General features: G+C 64.7%; 10 protein-coding genes. 6 read left to right on the top strand and 4 right to left on the bottom strand.

Annotated features, from left to right (window positions below):
• Positions 1 to 504: 504 nt before the first annotated feature.
• Genes LAN61_11440 through LAN61_11450 form a run of 3 tightly spaced genes read left to right on the top strand, consistent with a single transcriptional unit; the run spans position 505 to position 3,156 of the window.
• Entirely contained in the window at positions 505 to 1,179 is a 675-nt protein-coding gene (locus LAN61_11440) for a CDP-alcohol phosphatidyltransferase family protein (GenBank protein ID MBZ5541118.1), read from the top strand.
• The gene (locus tag LAN61_11445) at positions 1,176 to 2,066 is read left to right on the top strand and encodes a haloacid dehalogenase-like hydrolase (GenBank protein MBZ5541119.1); all 891 of its coding nucleotides are present in this window, start codon (positions 1,176 to 1,178) and stop codon (positions 2,064 to 2,066) included. The genes LAN61_11440 and LAN61_11445 overlap by 4 nt, the downstream gene beginning before the upstream one ends.
• Before the next feature lie 52 nt (positions 2,067 to 2,118).
• On the top strand, positions 2,119 to 3,156 hold the full coding sequence (locus LAN61_11450; GenBank protein ID MBZ5541120.1) for a phosphatase PAP2 family protein: 1,038 nt from the start codon (positions 2,119 to 2,121) through the stop codon (positions 3,154 to 3,156).
• 217 nt (positions 3,157 to 3,373) lie between these two features.
• Here the strand turns inward: LAN61_11450 and LAN61_11455 are convergent, their stop codons facing one another.
• Both LAN61_11455 and lptD read right to left on the bottom strand, forming a co-directional pair.
• Positions 3,374 to 4,795 (bottom strand): amidase, encoded by a 1,422-nt coding sequence (locus LAN61_11455; protein ID MBZ5541121.1) that lies wholly within the window; start codon positions 4,793 to 4,795, stop codon positions 3,374 to 3,376.
• Between the two features lie 80 nt (positions 4,796 to 4,875).
• A complete protein-coding gene (gene lptD / locus LAN61_11460; protein ID MBZ5541122.1) occupies positions 4,876 to 7,206 on the bottom strand; it encodes an LPS assembly protein LptD in 2,331 nt (776 codons plus the stop codon).
• A gap of 325 nt (positions 7,207 to 7,531) precedes the next feature.
• On the opposite strand from lptD, the gene LAN61_11465 reads away from it, so the two are divergent.
• Positions 7,532 to 10,810 carry a hypothetical protein gene (locus tag LAN61_11465; GenBank protein ID MBZ5541123.1) on the top strand — a complete coding sequence of 1,093 codons (3,279 nt, stop codon included), beginning with the start codon at positions 7,532 to 7,534 and terminating at the stop codon, positions 10,808 to 10,810.
• A gap of 249 nt (positions 10,811 to 11,059) precedes the next feature.
• Complete coding sequence (locus LAN61_11470; GenBank protein MBZ5541124.1) at positions 11,060 to 14,449, top strand: amidohydrolase family protein; 3,390 nt, start codon at positions 11,060 to 11,062, stop codon at positions 14,447 to 14,449.
• 103 nt (positions 14,450 to 14,552) lie between these two features.
• On the opposite strand, the gene LAN61_11475 is transcribed toward LAN61_11470, so the two are convergent.
• Positions 14,553 to 15,503: an SDR family oxidoreductase gene (locus LAN61_11475; GenBank protein MBZ5541125.1), complete on the bottom strand. Its 951-nt coding sequence runs from the start codon at positions 15,501 to 15,503 to the stop codon at positions 14,553 to 14,555.
• A gap of 214 nt (positions 15,504 to 15,717) precedes the next feature.
• Here LAN61_11475 and LAN61_11480 point away from each other — a divergent pair, with 214 nt between their 5' ends.
• Entirely contained in the window at positions 15,718 to 16,602 is an 885-nt protein-coding gene (locus LAN61_11480) for a DUF3108 domain-containing protein (protein MBZ5541126.1), read from the top strand.
• Positions 16,603 to 16,727: 125 nt separating this feature from the next.
• On the opposite strand, the gene LAN61_11485 is transcribed toward LAN61_11480, so the two are convergent.
• Positions 16,728 to 17,306 carry an SIS domain-containing protein gene (locus tag LAN61_11485; protein ID MBZ5541127.1) on the bottom strand — a complete coding sequence of 193 codons (579 nt, stop codon included), beginning with the start codon at positions 17,304 to 17,306 and terminating at the stop codon, positions 16,728 to 16,730.
• Between the last annotated feature and the right edge of the window lie 121 nt (positions 17,307 to 17,427).

Consider the following 17,427-nt stretch of genomic DNA (forward strand, 5'->3'; position numbering starts at 1 on the left):
TGCGCTCCTGTCGTTCGGCCTCGCCGGAAGAGCGTGGCGATCCGCGCGTGCACTCCATTTTCGCACAAAGGCGGGGAAAGAAGCTGCGCCAGGTGCGCGGGGCGCGCCCGGCAAGTTTGCGCTGCGAGGGGAAGCCTTTGCCCTAGCCCGGGTCCAGCATCTGGTGATTAGACGCTGGCAGCATGCTCACGATAGCAGAACGGCAGAGAAATCCGAGGTTCCCGGCGGCGGGCGCGTGTGCGGTGGAATAGGAAGAAATGCTGGCCGCGCATGACGTGCAAGCAGCGCTCGGTGAGGGAAGGGATGCGCCTGATCTTCCGAAGTGATCGCGAAGAAGTAGTGGGTGGCGGGAGGGCACGGAATGGCAGGCAGTGTCGGGATAATCCGGCGGGAGGAATGGGGATGGCGCCGACGACCATGTCGTATGTATAGCATTGTGAATAACTTACGGAATTGACCGGTGGCAGCGAACCTGCTTTGTACTCTTCGGCGGGTTGCAAAGCTATGAGCTGGACGCCCAATAAGGTGACGGTGTTGCGGGTGGGGGTGGGGTTTGCGGCGGTGTGTTTGTTCGGGCGGGGGACGTGGGCCAACCTCGCGGGGGTGGGGCTGACGGTGGCGGCCATTGCGCTGGACGCGTTGGACGGGCACCTGGCGCGGCGGAAGCATCTGGCGACGCCGGAGGGAGCGCAGATTGACATCCTGGGCGACCGGATGATCGAGAACGTGTACTTCACGTATTTTGCGGTGGTCGGGATGGTGTCGCTGTGGCTGCCAGTGTTTTTCTTCGCGCGCGGGGCGGCGACGGATTTTCTGCGCGGGCTGGCGGCCAAGGCGGGGCGCTCCGGCTGGGGAGCGAATGCCATGCTGCAAACGCGGATCGGGCAGGCGCTGGTGGGGTCGCGGTGGAGCCGCGGGCTGTACGCCGCGCTGAAGTGTATCTGCTTCTGCTACCTGGGGCTGGAACTGGCGCTGGCGCGCGGGCCAATGGCGCTGCTGGGAACGCTCGCCGCAGAGGCGCAAGGGGCGATTCGAACCGGGGCGCAGATCCTTACCTGGACGACGGCGGCGTTCTGTCTGCTGCGCGGGCTGCCGGTGCTGCTGGAAGGGTGGCGCTATTTCGCGAAGAGCGTGCAGAGCGGGCGCGGGGAAAAATCCGCGCCACAGGAGGCGGCATGAGCCTGCTGCTACAGCCGATGCGCAGCGCGGCGTTTTTCGATCTGGACGGCACGCTGCTGCCGGGACCCGCGCTGGAGATGCGGTTTTACCGGGTGCTGCGCTACCGCGGGGAGATCGGCGTGCGGCAGATGCTGAGTTGGGTGGCGGAGGCGGCACGGCTGGCGCCGCGCGGGATGTTTGCGCTGCGGCATGGCAACAAGATGTATCTGCGCGGGGTGCGCGCGGATGCGGCGAGGGCGTTCCGGGGAATGCTCTTCCCTGCAAAATCGGGCTTCGGAGAAGAGGCGCGACTTGGGGCCCGGGCGGGACAGGCGCCGGCGGGAGCAATATTTTTCCCCGAAGGAATCGAACGAATGGCCTGGCATGTGCAGCAGGGACACGCGCTGGTGCTGGTGAGCGGGACGCTGCAACCGTTGGCGATGCTGGTGGCGCGGGCGCTGGATACGGAGCTGCGGGCGCGGGGCTGCGCGACGCTGGTGCACGTGCGCGGGACGCGGCTGGAAGAAGCGGGCGGGCGGTGGACGGGCCGGCTGGCGGACGAAGCGCTGGCCGGAGCGGCGAAGGGCCGCGCGGCACAGCGAATTGCGGAACGCGAAAGATACGCGCTGGAGGAGTGCTACGCGTACGGAAACAGCAGCGCGGACCGCTGGCTGCTGGAGGCGGTGGGGCGGCCGGCGGCCGTCAATCCTTCGCGGAAGCTGGCGCTGCTGGCCCGGCGGGCGGGCTGGCCGATCTTGCGCTGGGGCCAGAAAACGGCACAGCGGGAGGCGCGGCCAGTCGGGGCGAACGATTCTGCTCGTGTCCAAGCGGGCGGGGCCCCGACTGCTGTCCGGGGCAAGGCAAGGCCCGCCCCTACAGAGGAATCTCTTGTGAAAGAGGCGGGGTAGGCCGTGCGCAGGGAGAAACGGAACGGAGGAAGACCCGGTGGGAGCCGAACCTGTGAGTAAGATGGGAACGAACAGTTATTCGCAAAACGCCGCCGCGATGCCGTGGCCCACCGGGGCCCTGGGCGCGCGCGAGCCGGCAAGGGAGCAATCCATCGGAGCCCGGGTACAACGGGAACTGACAACGGCGTGGAAGGCGTGCGGCGCTTACGAATGGGTGGCGCTGGGCTATCTGGCGCTATCGTCGGCGCTGATTGTGGTGTTTGCGCGGAACCTGGCGCATCCGGGGCGGCTGGTGGCGACGCAAGGTTTGCTCTCCGTGCTCATTCTGGGGCTGTGCTGGATCTACGCGCGGTCGGCGGAACGCGCGGCGCGGAATGGCGGATCGTTGGCGAGCCGCTTCTGGCATTTCTGGCGGCACTGGTACCCGCACCTGCTTTTTCTTTTTTGTTTCGAGGAGCTGGCATATCTCGTACACATGGTCCATCCGGGATGGTTCGACGGGAAACTGATCGCGGCGGACATGTGGATCACCGGGGTGAATCCGGTGCTGTGGCTGGAGCGCTTCGCGAATCCGCTGCTGAACGAGTACATGCAGTTCGCCTATATTACGTATTTCACGTACCTGCTGATTCTGGGCGGGATTCTGTATTACCGGCGGGACTGGAAGGGCTACTGGTCGGTGATGACGTATTCGATGGCCGGATACTCGATCGGGTACGTGATCGCGGCGGCGTTTCCGATCCAGAGTCCGTGGTTTCAACTGGCGGGGTCCTGGCATACGGAGCTGCGCGGCGGACCGTTCACGGCGCTGATCAGTTTCATCGAACACTACGGGCGGGTGCGCGGGGCGGCGTTTCCTTCGGAGCACGTGGCGGGAGCGTTTGCGGCGCTGTGGGGCGCATGGGCGCACCGGCGGCGGGTGTTCTGGGTGTTTCTGCCGCTGGTGATCAGCATGTGCATCTCGACGGTGTACGGGCGGTATCACTACATGGTGGATATTTTCGGGGGAGTGGCGACAGGGACGCTGGGCTATTACCTGGGCGGGAAGCTGATGCGGGTGCGCGGAGCGGTGGCCGGAACTGAGGAGTGAACGGCGACTTGAAACTCGCGGTTCAGGCGCCGTAGTGAGGGATCTCAGCGGTGAGTCTCGGCAACCCCTGAAATTGAGATTCTTTCCGGCGCAGGCCGGAATCTTCGATCGCCCATCCTCAGCGGATGGGCTCAGAGATGACAGATGCTGGTTTTCCCGCAGCCTGCTAATCCATTCCCCCAACACGAAGACTGGCAGGGATGACTGTCCTCCTGCGCTACAGGGGCGGGCGGCGGTGGTCCGGATGGGCGCGCTCGAAGGCGTGGGCGATGCGCAGCAGAAGATGCTCGCCGGTTACGGCGCCAATGAATTGCAGGCCGACAGGCAGACCCGCGGGAGTAAACCCGCAGGGGATGGACATAGCCGGGACGCCCGCGAGGTTGGCGGGGCGATTCAGGCGTAGCAACAGCGCACGAGTTGGATAATTCCTTTCCCCGACGCGGGTCGCCTCTTCGCCGAGGAGCGGCGCGGCGATGGGAGTCGTGGGAACAACCAGTGCGTCGAGGCGCGCGTCGGCCATCGCCAGGTGAAGCTGCTGAATGAACTTATCGCGCATCTCGAGCGCTTCCAAGTAGACCGTTGCCAAGACCTTGGTTCCCATTTCCAGGCGGGTTCGGACATCTTCGCCGTACTCCGCCGCGCGAACGGGGAAACATCCGGACTGCTGGTGGTAGTGGGTGGCCTCGGCCCAGGCGATCTGATTGCCGGCGTCTTCCGTTTCGCCCAACAGAGGGATAGAAATTTCCTTGGTTTCCGCGCCGTGCCCACGGAAAGAGCGGATGGCGGCCTCGAAGACATTGCGGATCTCGCCGGAGATCCGGTCAAAGAAAAATTCCCGGGGCAAGCCGAGGCGGAATTTGCGGGATGGCGCGGGGAGTTTCTGCACGGAGCGCAGAAGCGGTTCGCCTGGCACGCGCAGGAAAATGGAATCCAGAAGAATGGCGGCATCCTGCGTGGTGCGCGCCAGGGGCCCGACGCAATCGAGCCGGGGGGACAGAGGTATGACGCCTTCCACAGACACCCGGCCTACAGTCGGCTTGAGGCCGACGATGCCGCAGAGGGCGGCGGGGATGCGGATGGAGCCGCCGGTGTCGGTGCCGACACTGGCGTAGCAGAGGCCGGCGGCGAGGGCCGCGGCGGAGCCGCCGCTGGAGCCGCCGGGAATGCGCTCGGTGTCCCAGGGATTGCGGGCGGGCCCGTAGTGCGGATTGTCGGTGGTAACGCCATAGGCGAACTCGTGCATGTTGGTCTTGCCGAGGAGCACGGCGCCGGCCTGTTTCAATTGGAGGACAACCTGTGCGTCATGCAGGGGGACGAAATCCTGCAGGATCTTGGAACCGGCGGTGGTGCGGACATCTTTGGTGTAGATATTGTCCTTGAGGGAGATGGGGATGCCGTGGAGGGGGCCGCGGTCGCGGCGACCCTTGCGGCCGCGCGGGGCGAAGAGTTCGGTTTCGGCTTTCTGGGCCTGGGCCAGGGCGAGTTCGGCGGTAACGGTAAGGTAGGCGTTGAGTCTTGGATTGAGGCGCGCAATGCGCGCGAGCATCAGCTTGGTGAGCTCGACGGGGGAGAGCCGGCGCTTGCGGAAGAGCGCGGCGACCTGCTGGATGGAAGCAAAAGCGAGATCGGTGTCGTTCATCGGCATGTCCTGACCAGACAGAGTAGCGCATGCCCGCGCGAGAGAAAGAAAAAACCGCCGGCGCGAGGCCGGGGCCAGCCCTAGAAAATCTTTTCGCGGCGGCGCAGGTTGCCGAAGGTGCCGATGTTGGCGAGGATGAGCGCGACGCGGAACTGGTTCTCCGTGCGCACCTGGCCGAGGGCGATGCGGCGGTATTCCACGGCGATGCCGCAGCAGCTGCCGTTGAAGCTCACCTGCATGATCTGATTCTGGAGGAAGCCGCGGGTGATGTCGTAGGTGAAGCCGCCGGCAGCATTGAAGCCGCGGCGGTTCATCTCGCCGTAGCCGAGAAGGGCGCGAATCTGATTGGAAAAGGGCTGGAGCAAGGGATTGGCCTGGACGCGGAAATGGGCCAGGGTGGCGGAAAAATTAGTGGAGGGGCGGATCTTGAGGAGCGAACCGATGACCGTGAGCTTACTCCGCTGGGTGTCGTATTCGAGGATGGACTCGGCGTCGTAGCGCCCGCCGGGGGTGATCTTGGCGTCGCTGACGATGGGGGAGAAGTGGCGGGGGCCGTCGGCGAAGGCGAAGGGGGTGAGGGAATTGAGGGCCTGCAGGACGTTGCGCTGGCCGGGGACGATAGCGCCGCCGAAGGTGGGGTCGAAATAGTGCTTTTGCAGGACGCGCCAGGAAAGGAACTCTTCGGGCTGGCCGTCGCCGTCCTTGAGGAAGAGGCGCTGGGTTACGCCGTACTCGACTTCACTGGTGTTGGTGAGAGTGGAGTCCTGATCGAAGCGGATGAAACGGCTAAAATCGCGGACGCCGGTGACGTAGCGGTAGATGATCCCGGGCTCGACGGTGTGTTTCCATTTGCGGCGCGAGGCGGGCCTGGCGAAGATCCTTTCGAAGGCGGGGGGGCGGAGGTCGAGGGTGAACTCGCCGGTATTGCGGGTGATGGATTGCGTGGAGAGAGCGCCCGCGGTGTCGAGAGAAGCGCCGTAGCGCGTGGCGCGGATGGCCGCAGTGGAGGTGAGGCCGAGCCAGGAGCCGAAATGAAGGGGCAGGGTGACGCGCGGGGCGAACTCCGTGCGCTGCACGGCGGTGGGGGTGTCCAGGGTGGAGTCGGAGCGATGGACAGCGCCAGCCAGGGCGGAAAAGGCGAAATAGACAGGGAGATTTTTCCAGGGCGCCTGCTCGAGGGAACTGAAGCGGACCTCCGGGGCGCGGCGCAGGATGACGCTGGTTTCGGGCTGAATGGTGAGGTAGCTGCGGTCGTTGACGGCGGCGAAATTAAGGCTGAAGCCGCGGAAATTGTTGGTGAGGAAGCCGGAGCTGCGCACTTCGGAGTTGACGGCTTCGCCGAAACTGTCGGCGAAGGCGAGGCGGAAGGTGAGCGAGGAGATCTGGTTGATGTCGGCGACGGCGCGCCAGCCGCTGGGGAGGAGAGAGACGAACTGAAACTCCTGCTGATGGCCGCCCTGGGGGTGGCGGACGCCAAATGAATCGGGCAGGCCGCGATCCACGACGCCGTAGTAGCTGTAGTGGAAGGAGGTGTTCTCCCAGGGCGTGGCGCGGAAGTCGGCGTTCTGGCTGAAGCCGCGGCGGCTCATGAACTGCGCGCCCAGGGTGGCATCCATCCACGGAACGGGGGCCCAGTAGAAGGCGTCGCCGAGGATAAAGCCCTTGCGCGAGCTGCTGCCGATGTCTGGAACGAGAAAGCCGGACTGGCGGACCTTGCGCCCGGCGGGCGCGCTGGCGTAGGGCAGCCAGACCAGGGGCACGCGAAAGAAGCGGAAATTGGCGTTGACCAGGGCCACGGACTTGCCCACGCGGATGCGAGCGTGCGGAGCATAGAACTGCCACTTGGGACGGGCGGGATCGCAGACAGTCACCCAGGCATGGCGCACGACGAAGAGATCGTTGTCCAGGCGCTCCACTTCGCGGGCTTCGAAATAGAGGGGATTGTCGGAAATGAGCACGGCAGGGTTGGCGCGGCGCTCCATCTTGACGGTGCCGCGGACGTTGCGGAAGGTGCCGTGGCCAGTGCGCACGTTGTAATGGGCTTCGTCGCCTTCCAGGCGCTGGTTCCGGAACTCGAAGAGGACGTGCCCGCGGGCCAGGGCTTCGGAGGTGCGGGAGTTGAATTCGACGTGGTCGGCGCGCAAGCGCATGCCCTGGTAGGCGATCTGCACGTCGTCATCGGCGCTGAAGAGATCGCCCTGGCGGCGCTGCGGCCCGGCGGCGGAAAGCTCGACGACCCCGCCTTTGCCCGCGGGCAGATGCACCTGCTGGCCGGCTTGGGAGGCGCGCGGCAGAAGAAGCGCGGCCAAAAGGAAGATGAGCAGCGCGCCCGCGGCGCGCCGCAAGGCCGCGTGGAGGGCAGTGCGCCGCGAAGCCGAAAGCCGTATATGCGGGTAAAGATTCACGCTCACCATGGGCCTTCAAAAGGATCGAAGAGAGATTCCTCGCTGCGCACGGAATGACGGTGTTGGGCCGGACTTCCCGGGCATTTCTGAGATAGCTTCCAGTCAAAACAATCCGTTAGCCTAGCACGCAGTGTGGAGGTTGTGTAGCGGGAGCGGAGGGCGAGGCAAAGATTGCCATGCGCGCAGTCGAAACGCGGGACGGGCGCCGCACGTCTTTCCTTACACGGGGACACACCGCATTTCCAGAAACAAAGGATGCAGCGCGAAGGGCAGAGGCGGTATGATTTTGACCTTTGCGCCGCACACCCGCAAAGACCAGGGAGAAAAGACCATGAATCGTAAATCGCACGGCCCGAGAGCACTCTTCGCCATGCTGTTCTGCCTGCTGCTGGCCGCCGCCGCAGGAGCGGCGCCGGGAGGCGACCAGGCGAATCCCGCGGACAAGTTGAAGAATCTGGAATTCCGAGAGCTGGGGCCCGCGGTAATGGGCGGGCGGGTGGACGACTTTGCGGTGGTGGAGAGCAATCCGAATATCGTGTATGCGGGGCTGGCCTCGGGCGGAGTGTGGAAGACCACGAACAGCGGGACGACCTGGGAACCGGTGTTCGACAAGGAAGAAGTGTCGACGATCGGGGACGTGGCCGTTGCACCGTCCGACCCGTCAATCGTGTGGGCGGGGACGGGGGAGGCGAACAACCGGCAGAGCTCGTCGTGGGGCGACGGGATCTACAAGTCGCTGGACGGCGGGAAGACCTGGCAGAAGATGGGGCTGGAGGCGACGCAGCACATCGGGCGGATCGTGATCCATCCGAAAAATCCGGATGTGGTGTACGTAGCGGCGCTGGGGCAGCTATGGGGCCCGAACGCGGAGCGCGGGGTATACAAGACGACGGACGGCGGGAAGACGTGGGCGCAGGTGCTGAAGATCAACGAGGACACCGGGGTGTCGGACATCGCGCTGGATCCGGAAAGCCCGGAGACGCTGTATGCGGCGGCCTACGAGAGGCGGCGGACGGTGTACGGGTTCAACGGCGGGGGAACGAGCGGGGCGATCTACAAGACCAGCGACGGGGGAGCCAGCTGGAAGAAGCTGACAAAGGGCCTGCCGTATGAGAACGGCGGAGAGGTGGGGCGAATCGGGCTGGACATCTACCGCAAGAATTCCAACATCGTGTACGCGCTGGTGCAGCACGAGAAAGGCGGGGTGTTCCGCAGCGAGGACAAGGGCGAGACGTGGAAGAAGATGGGCGACACGGACCCGCGGCCCTCCTACTACAGCCAGATCCGCATCGATCCGACGAACGACCTGCGCCTCTGGGTGCTGGGCGCGAACATGTACTACTCGGAGGACGGCGGAAAGACGTTCACGACGCAGCGGGTGAAGAGCATCCATGGGGACTTTCACGCCATGTGGATCGATCCCGCGGACGCGAATCACATGATCACCGGGTCGGACGGGGGAATTCACTGGAGCTACGACGCGGGCAAGAACTGGGACTTCGTGAACACCATCGCCATCGGGCAATTCTACGAAGTGGGCTACGACCTGCAGAAGCCGTACCACATCTGCGGCGGGCTGCAGGACAACGGAGCGTGGTGCGGGCCGAGCAATTCGCTGACGCGCGAAGGCATCATCAACGCCGACTGGATGGTGTTACCGAGCGGCGACGGCTTCTACGTGCAGCCGGACCCGGTGGATCCCGCGACCGTGTATTACGAATCGCAGGACGGGGAGCTGTCGCGCTTCGACCTGCGCACGATGCAGCACCGCAAGGTCATGCCGGAGGCGAAGGAAGACGAGGCGCACTACCGCTTTCAGTGGAATTCGCCGGTGGCCATTTCCGCGCACGACCACAATACGATCTATTACGGCGGAAACTTTTTCTTCAAATCCACGGACCGCGGAGACAGCTGGACGCGGCTGGGCGGCGACCTGACCACCGGGGTGGAGCGCAATAAGCTGGCGATCCTGGGCAAGGTGCCGGACAAGGAGACGCTCTCGCGGCATGACGGGGTGGAGCACTACCCGTGCATCACGACGATCAGCGAATCGCCACGGACGCCCAACGTGCTGTGGGCGGGGACGGACGACGGAAACCTGCAGGTAACGCGGGATGGCGGGAAGAGCTGGAAGAACGTGGCCGGGAAAGTGCCCGGGCTGCCCAAGGGAACGTACGTGAGCCGGGTGGCGGCGTCGAAATACGCGGAAGGCACGGCGTACGCGGCGTTCGACGGACACCGCAGCAACGACTACAGCGTGTACCTCTTTATGACCACGGATTACGGGGAGAACTGGAAGGCGATCCGCACGGGGATACCGAACTCCGCCGGGTCGGTGCACGTGGTGCGGGAGCATCCGCGGAACCAGAATCTGCTTTTTGCGGGAACGGAGTTCGGGCTGTGGGTTTCCTGGGACCGCGGGGGGAACTGGACGGTGCTGAAGAATAATTTTCCGACGGTGCCGGTGGACGACATCGCCATTCAGCCGCAGGAAAACGACCTGATCCTGGGAACGCACGGGAGATCGATCTGGATCTTCGACGACCTGACGCCGATCGAGAAGCTGAACACAGAGGTGCTGGCGTCAGACCTGACGTTCTTTGCGGTGCGCCCGGCAACGAGCTTTCGCCAGCGGCAGCGGCGCTGGAGCGCGGGACAGAAGATGTTCACGGCGAAAAATCCTCCGTATGGAGCGGTACTGAACTACTACCTGAAAGAGGCGGTGGCGCCCGAGCCGGCGAAGCCCGGCGCGGACGACAAAGACAAGGCGGCCGCTGCGGCGAAAAAAGAAGGCAAGGTAAAGATCACCGTGCTGGACAAGGACGGCAAGGTGGTGCGGGAGATGGAGGGTCCGGGCGCAGCGGGAGTAAACCGCACCAACTGGGACCTGCGCTGGAATGCAACGACGGAGCCGAGGCCGGAAGAGCTGGAAGCCATCGCCGGGGGGTGGTCGGCCGGGCCGCGGGGCCCGCTGGCCGAGCCGGGTGAATACACGGTGAAGATCAAGGCCGGGGCCAAGGAAGCGGAGCAGAAGGTAGTGGTCGAAGAGGATCCGCGGGTGCAGATCGCGCCGGGGGAGCGCGCGGCGCGGCGTGAGGCGATCAGCAAGCTTTACGAAATTGCGAAAATCGCAGGGAAGGACCGCCAAACTATCTCCGGTTTAAAGGACGCGCTGACAGCCGCTCGCGAGCAATGGAAGAAGGAGGCCGCGAAGGCCGGGGGACTGAAGATCCCGGAGGAGATCCAGAAAGCCGCGGAGGAGCTGCAGAAGAAGGTGGACGCGGTGGCGGAGAAGTACCTGCGGCCACGCGAGGCCCTGGGCAGCGCGGGACCGCCGCTGGAGTGGAAGCCGGATCCGCTGCCGAATCGCGTGCAGGAACTGCTGGCGGCGCTGGACAGCTACACGGCGGTACCCGGGGGGCAGCAGAAGGAGCAGATGGCGGAGCTGGGGCCGCTGGTGACGGAGGCTTCGGCGCAGGTGAAGAAGCTGGCGGAAGAAGATCTGCCGGCGCTGAACAAGAGGATGAACGACGCGGGGATTCCGCACATCGTGCCTGCAGCGGTGGCGCCGCCGGCGCCGGGCGGGGACGAAGAGGAGCCGGAGCGGTAGGAAGCACGGCTGAAGAGTCTCTGTGGCAGCTTCCGGTTGCCTGCGGTAACGCTACCTTCAGGCGGACAGAGAACTGACAGGATGATGCCGGGCTGAACTCCGGCGCTACAGGAAAAACGACATTTTCTGGCGAGGCGCGTCTAAGGAAGACAACGAAGGGTGTGTCCGGGGGCCTGGCGGAACGCTGAAGTTTGCGGCCCGGCAAGAATCCAGTTTCCACGATTGCAAACAGCGACAGAGGAGAGACGCATGAACGCGAAGCATGTGAAGCGGCACCGTGTGGCCGGGTGGGTGGTCGCGGGGATGATGATTCTGGGGGGATTTGCGGCGCGCAGCATGGCGCAGCCGGCGGGCAGCGCGGCCCAGGCGAAGGACGAGAAGAAGGAGGAAAAGAAGGACGAGAAGAAGGGGCTGCCGCTGAAATCCGCGCGCAAGATCGAGTTCACGACCGACGAGGGGACCTGGCTCTCGCTGGACGCCGCGCCGGACGGCAAGACCATCGTCTTCGAGCTGCTGGGGGACATCTACACGCTGCCGGTGGAGGGCGGGCAGGCGAAGCTCATCTCCGGGGGCATGGCGTTCGACAGCCAGCCGAAATTCTCACCGGACGGAAAATGGATCGCGTTTCTCAGCGACCGCGAGGGCAGCGAAAATATCTGGATCATGAAGGCGGATGGGAGCGACGCGAAGCAGATCTCCAAGGACCCCAACAATGAATTCGCTTCGCCGAGCTGGTCGCCGGACGGGCAATACATTTTTGTGTCCAAGGCCGGCTTTGGGATCACCACGTTCGAAATCTGGATGTACCACATCCAGGGCGGCACGGGGGTGCAGATCACCAAGGCCAAGACGGCGCCGAACACGCCGCGGAAGGAGCGGAACAATGCCATCGGCGTGGTGGCTTCGCCGGACGGGCGCTATCTCTATTACGCAGTGCGCAAGGGCGGCTTCGAGTACAACGCGCAGTTTCCGCTGTGGCAGATCGCGCGGCGCGACCGGCGGACCGGCGATGAGGACGTCCTGGTGCAGCAGATCGAGAGCAGCTTCCGCCCGGTGCTTTCGCCGGACGGCACGCAACTGCTCTACGTGACGCGGTACGAGACCGAGAGCGGGCTGCGGCTGCGCAATCTGCAGAGCGGGGAGGACCGCTGGGTGCGCTATCCGGTGACGCGCGACGATCAGGAATCGCGCTTCACACGCGACCTTTTCCCCGGCTATGCCTTCCTGCCCGGAGGCAAGGAGATCGTCTACAACCAGGACGGCAAGATCCGGCGCCTCGATCTGGCCACGGGCAAGGACACGGTGATTCCCTTCACCGCGCAGGTTTCGCAGGAACTGGGGCCGAAGCTGGATTTCCCGCAACGCGTCGAGCAAGGCCCGGTGAAAGTGCGGCTGATCCAGGATGCCAATCAGTCCCCGGACGGCAAGAGGCTGGCCTTCTCGGCGATGACGCACCTGTACGTGATGGACATCCCGGGCGGAAAGGCGCAACGCTTGACGAGCGGCAACGCGCGCGAATTCCAGCCCACCTGGTCGCCGGACGGAAAATCGATCGCCTATGTAACCTGGTCGGCTGCGGGCGGGGAGATCTGGAAAGTGCCGGCCACCGGGGGCACACCGCAGCAGCTCACCCAAGTGCCCGCGTTCTACAGTGATCCGGCGTGGTCGCCGGACGGAACGCGCATCGTGGCCATTCGCGGCAATGCCTATGACCGGGAGAACCGGGATTTCGACGAAGGGCAGACGCGGAACGCCGACCTCGTGTGGATTCCTGCCGAGGGCGGAGCCACGAACCTGATCCTGCCGGCGCGCGGCGCAGGCAGGCCGCACTTCACCCACGAGAAAGACCGCATCTACGTCAACACGCCGCAGGGGCTGATTTCCCTGCGGTATGACGGGACGGACCGGCGCACGCTGCTCCTGGTGAAAGGGCAGGGACTGTATCACTTTGAAGAACCGATCCCCGCGGACGACGTTCTTGCCAGCCCGGACGGCAACTGGGTGCTGGCCCACGTCATGAACCAGCTCTATCTGGTGGCCATGCCCATCGTGGGCGGAGAGGTCCCGACGGTGCTGGTGACCGGCGCTTCGGTGCCGACGAAGCGCCTGACGGACATCGGCGCGGACTATTTCGGCTGGGCCGACGACGGCAAGACCATTACCTGGGCCGTCGGCGCAAGCTTTTTCCGGCAGCCGCTGAGCGCCATCTCGTTTGAGGCACCCAAGGAAGACAAGAAGGACGGCGACAAGAAAGAGGAAAGCAAGAAGGACGAAGCCGCGGAAAAGAAGCCCGAGAAGTTCAAGGAGCAGGACAAGAGCGTGGAAGAGATGGCCGTGGTTCTGGAAGTGCCGCGCAAGACGCCCCAGGGCACGGTGGTGCTGCGCGGAGCCACGGTGGTGACGATGAAGGGCGACGAGGTGTTGAAGAACGCGGACATCGTCGTAGAAAACAACCGCATTACCCGCGTGGGGGCCCGCGGCAGCGCGCCCGCGGGGGCCAAGGTGTTCGATGTCCGCGGGAAGACCATCGTGCCGGGCTTCATCGACACCCACGCGCACTGGACGGAAATCCGCCGCGGCATTCTGGACACGCAGAACTGGGCCTTTCTGGCCAATCTGGCCTATGGGGTAACGTCCGGGCTGGACGTGCAGACCATGACGAACGACATGTTCGCGTATGAAGACCTGGTGGACAGCGGGGAGATCCTGGGATTGCGCGCGTTTTCAACCGGGCCGGGCGTTTTCTCCGACAACAACTTCCAGTCGGAAGAGGAAGTGAAGGGCGTGCTGACCAAGTACCGGAAGTATTACGGCACGCACAACATCAAGAGCTACATCGTGGGCAACCGCAAGCAGCGGCAGTACATGGTGCAGGCGGCGAAGGAGCTGGAGATGATGCCGACGACGGAGGGGGGGCTGGACCTGAAGCTGGACCTGACGCACGTGCTGGACGGCTTCCACGGCAACGAGCACACCCTGCCCATCACTCCGCTCTACAAGGACGTGATCCAATTGTTCGCGCAGTCGGGAATCGCGGAGACGCCGACGCTGATCGTGAATTACGGGGGGCCGTTCGGGGAGAACTACTGGTACGAGAACAGCGAGGTGCACGACAACGCCAAGCTGAATCACTTCACGCCGCACCGCATCCTGGACGAGAAGACGAAGCGGCGGGAGGGGTGGTTCCGCAAGGACGAATACGCCTTTCCGAAGCTGGCGGCGCAGGTGACGAAGCTGGCGCGGGCCGGCGGACTGATCGGGGTGGGCAGCCACGGGCAGCTGCAGGGCCTGGGCTACCACTGGGAGATGTGGATGCTGGCGAGCGGGGGGATGACGCCGCTGGAAGTGCTGCGCTGCGCCACGTTGAACGGGGCGCAAATCATCGGGCGACCGCAGGACCTGGGGTCGATCGAGCCGGGCAAGCTGGCCGACCTGGTGATCCTGGACAAGAACCCGCTCGAGGACATCCACAACACGAACACGATTCACTGGGTGATGAAGAACGGCGAGCTCTTCGAAGGCGACACGCTGGACCAGGTGTGGCCAGAGCAGAAGAAGCTGGAACCGCTGTATTTCTGGAACTACGACCAGCCCAAAGCGGGAGAGCCGCTGAGCTACGGGAAGATGGTGCAGCCATAGGCGGCGTCATTCGGGATGTGTGACTGGTGAGTGGTGTTTTTTGGGGCGTCCCGATCGGAACGGGACGCCCTAATTATTGGGGGCCACCTGGCTGCGGGTGCAGTTATTTCTCGGCGGCTTTGGCCTGGACGCCGCGATACCAGGCGTAGGTGCGGCGCAGTCCTTCCTCGAAGTGGACCTGGGGGTCGTAGGCGAGGAGCTCGCGGCTCAGGGTGATGTCGGCCTGGGAATCGCGGATGTCGCCCTCGCGCGGGGGGTCGTATTTGGCATCGAGGGGCTTGCCGGCAATCTGGCCGAGGAGCTGCAGGGTCTGATTCAGGGTGTAGCGCTCACCCATCCCCACATTGAGAACTTTTCCGGAAACGCCGGGGGCTTCGCAGGCCAGGAGATTGGCCTGCACCACGTTATCCACGTAGGTGAAATCGCGGGACTGCTCACCATCGCCAAATACGGTGGGCTGCGTGCCGTCGAGGCAGCAGGTGATGAATTTGGAAAGCACGCCGGAATAGGGCGAGCTGGGATCCTGGCGGGGGCCGAAGACGTTGAAGTAGCGCAGGGAAACATTTTCGAGGGCGTAGCAGCGGCCGAAGACCTGGGCGTAGAGCTCGCCGACGTACTTGGAAACGCCGTAGGGAGAGATGGGTACGGGGGACATGTTCTCGCGCTTGGGCAACTCGGGAGTTTCGCCGTAGGCCGAGGAGGAAGCGGCGAAGACGAGGCGTTTGACTTTGGCGTCGCGCGCGGCCACCAGAACATTCAGCGTTCCGTCGATATTGACGCGGTTGGTCTCCAGGGGGTCCTTCACGGAGCGGGGCACCGAGGTGCGCGCCGCGAGGTGCAGGACGTAATCGGCCTCGTGCATGGCGCGGCGCACGGCCTCCAGGTCGGTGATGCTGGCCTTCATGAAGGTGATCTTGCTGCGGACGTCAGCGAGGTTTTCTTCCTTGCCGGCGGACAGGTCGTCCAGGACCACGACGCTGTGTCCGCGGCGGACGAGTTCGTCCACGGTGTTCGAGCCGATAAAACCGGCGCCGCCCGTCACCAGGTAGCGCATTGGGAGTGCCTCCTTGGAAGGATGATCCGCAGCGGACGGCGTGCCGCGGCGGTGCTGGTTTCGGGCCTACGGGGACGCTGCCCCCGCCTTTCTGTTACGCTTATACAGGGAATACGGGGCCAGCGCGATGAGGCCCACACCCCACGAAGGGATATTGTACGACGGAATCTCCGAGGGGAAGCGTTCGGAATTGACCGGACGTCACATAAGAGACATGAACCACGCGATCCGCAGCTGGAGCGCCGCCGGCGTCGTTTTCATGGGCCTTGGGCTCGGCGCCACGGTGCTGCTGTGGCACGGCCGCGCGCCGCGGTTGCCACTGGCTGCTGCGACATCCGCCGCCGAACCGGCCGCGGCCGCCGCGAGCGTGGCCACGCCCGCCGCTGCGCCGGCGGGGCATCCCGCGACGAAGGCGCAACCCGCGGCGGAGCGGGAAGCCGCTTCCCCGCTGCCGCAGAACGAAACCCTGGAATTCACGGCACAGCTAGCCAAGATCAACAACGTAGCCTCGCTGCAATTTGTCGCGGGCGAGCACCGCACGTTCCTGGGGCGCGCGGCGTGGCACCTGCAGGCCTTCGCGCACACGCAGAACCCGCTGCGCATGGTGTTCGTGCTGGATGACCAGTTTGACTCCTATAGCGACGCCGCGACGCTGGCGAGCCTGCAATACGAGCTGCGGCTGAACGAGCACGGGCAGAAGCTGGATTCCGTGCTGCGCATGAGCACGGGAAGAGAGGCGGCGCCGGCGGATGCCACGGCCGCGCGGGTGCTGCCCGGCACGCGCGATCCGCTGGGGATGCTGCAATATCTGCGTACGGTGAACTGGGCGAAGAGCCCCGAGGTGCGCAGCCCGGTTTTCGACGGGCACAAGCTGTACGACGTACGCGCGCGGCTGGCCGGAACCGCGGAGAAAGTGACGGTTCCCGCGGGGGAATTTGCAGCGTCGAAGATCGATCTGCATATTTTCGAGAACGGCACGGAGAGCAAGGACACGCACATCGCGGTGTATCTGGCGAACACGCCGGCGCGCACACCGGTGCTTCTGGAGGCGGTGCTACCCCTGGGAACGGCACGGGTGGAGTTGCTGCGGGTGCCGTGAAGCGCCGGAAGTTCGGCGTTAAAAGTTAAGAAGTTCAACGGCTGAAAAGTTAAAAGAAAACCCGCGCGAAATTCCGGCCTGTCTTGTTTGCCACTTTCCCTTTTCAAACTTCCGCTGTGAATTTTTTATGCGGCCGCCAGCTGCTCGATGAGGGCGCAGGCGATGTGTCCGATGGTGATGTGCGCTTCCTGAATGCGCTGCGGGTCGCGCGAGGGGACGTTGAGGAGCAAGTCGACTTTGCCAGCCAGCGCGCCGCCGGTTTCTCCGGTGAAGGCCACGAGGCAGGCGCCGCAGGTGCGCCCGGCTTCCACGGCGCGCACCACGTTGGGGCTGGTGCCACTGGTGGAAAGGGCCACGAGGACGTCCGCGGGGGAGAGCAGCGATTCCACCTGGCGGGAAAAGATCTGCTCGAAGCCGTAGTCGTTCCCGGCCGCGGTGAGCACGGAGGGGTTGGCCGTCAGCGCCAGGGCCGCCAGGCTGCGGCGGTCGTTGCGCAGGCGCACCACGAGTTCGGCAGCGAGGTGCTGAGCATCGGCGGCGCTGCCGCCGTTGCCGAAGAAGACCAGTTTGCCGCCGGTGCGCAGGGCCGCGGCGGATTTTTCGGCAAACGCGGCGATGCGCGCGATCAGCTCCGGCGAAAAACTCTGTTTTACGCGGCAACTTTCCTCGAGCTGGCGGCGGATGGTTTCGGTGTGTGGGGGCATGGTGGTTTTTTCCGGGGGTCAGCAGAGGATGATTTTTTCGCGGTGGCGGACGAGGCGGCGGGTGGCGTTGCGGGTATCCACGACGAGTTTGGCGGCGTCCACGATGGCGGCGTAATCGTAG

This window comes from Terriglobia bacterium, from assembly GCA_020072785.1.
Classification (GTDB): Bacteria; Acidobacteriota; Terriglobia; order Acidiferrales; family UBA7541; genus Acidiferrum.

What these genes read in the sequence shown, in the direction of transcription:
- LAN61_11475 (MBZ5541125.1), bottom strand. Translation starts at nt 15,503, where the DNA reads ATGCGCTACCTGGTGACGGGCGGCGCCGGTTTTATCGGCTCGAACACC.
- LAN61_11445 (MBZ5541119.1), top strand. Translation starts at nt 1,176, where the DNA reads ATGAGCCTGCTGCTACAGCCGATGCGCAGCGCGGCGTTTTTCGATCTG.
- LAN61_11485 (MBZ5541127.1), bottom strand. Translation starts at nt 17,306, where the DNA reads ATGCCCCCACACACCGAAACCATCCGCCGCCAGCTCGAGGAAAGTTGC.
- LAN61_11465 (MBZ5541123.1), top strand. Translation starts at nt 7,532, where the DNA reads ATGAATCGTAAATCGCACGGCCCGAGAGCACTCTTCGCCATGCTGTTC.
- LAN61_11455 (MBZ5541121.1), bottom strand. Translation starts at nt 4,795, where the DNA reads ATGAACGACACCGATCTCGCTTTTGCTTCCATCCAGCAGGTCGCCGCG.
- LAN61_11470 (MBZ5541124.1), top strand. Translation starts at nt 11,060, where the DNA reads ATGAACGCGAAGCATGTGAAGCGGCACCGTGTGGCCGGGTGGGTGGTC.
- LAN61_11440 (MBZ5541118.1), top strand. Translation starts at nt 505, where the DNA reads ATGAGCTGGACGCCCAATAAGGTGACGGTGTTGCGGGTGGGGGTGGGG.
- LAN61_11480 (MBZ5541126.1), top strand. Translation starts at nt 15,718, where the DNA reads ATGAACCACGCGATCCGCAGCTGGAGCGCCGCCGGCGTCGTTTTCATG.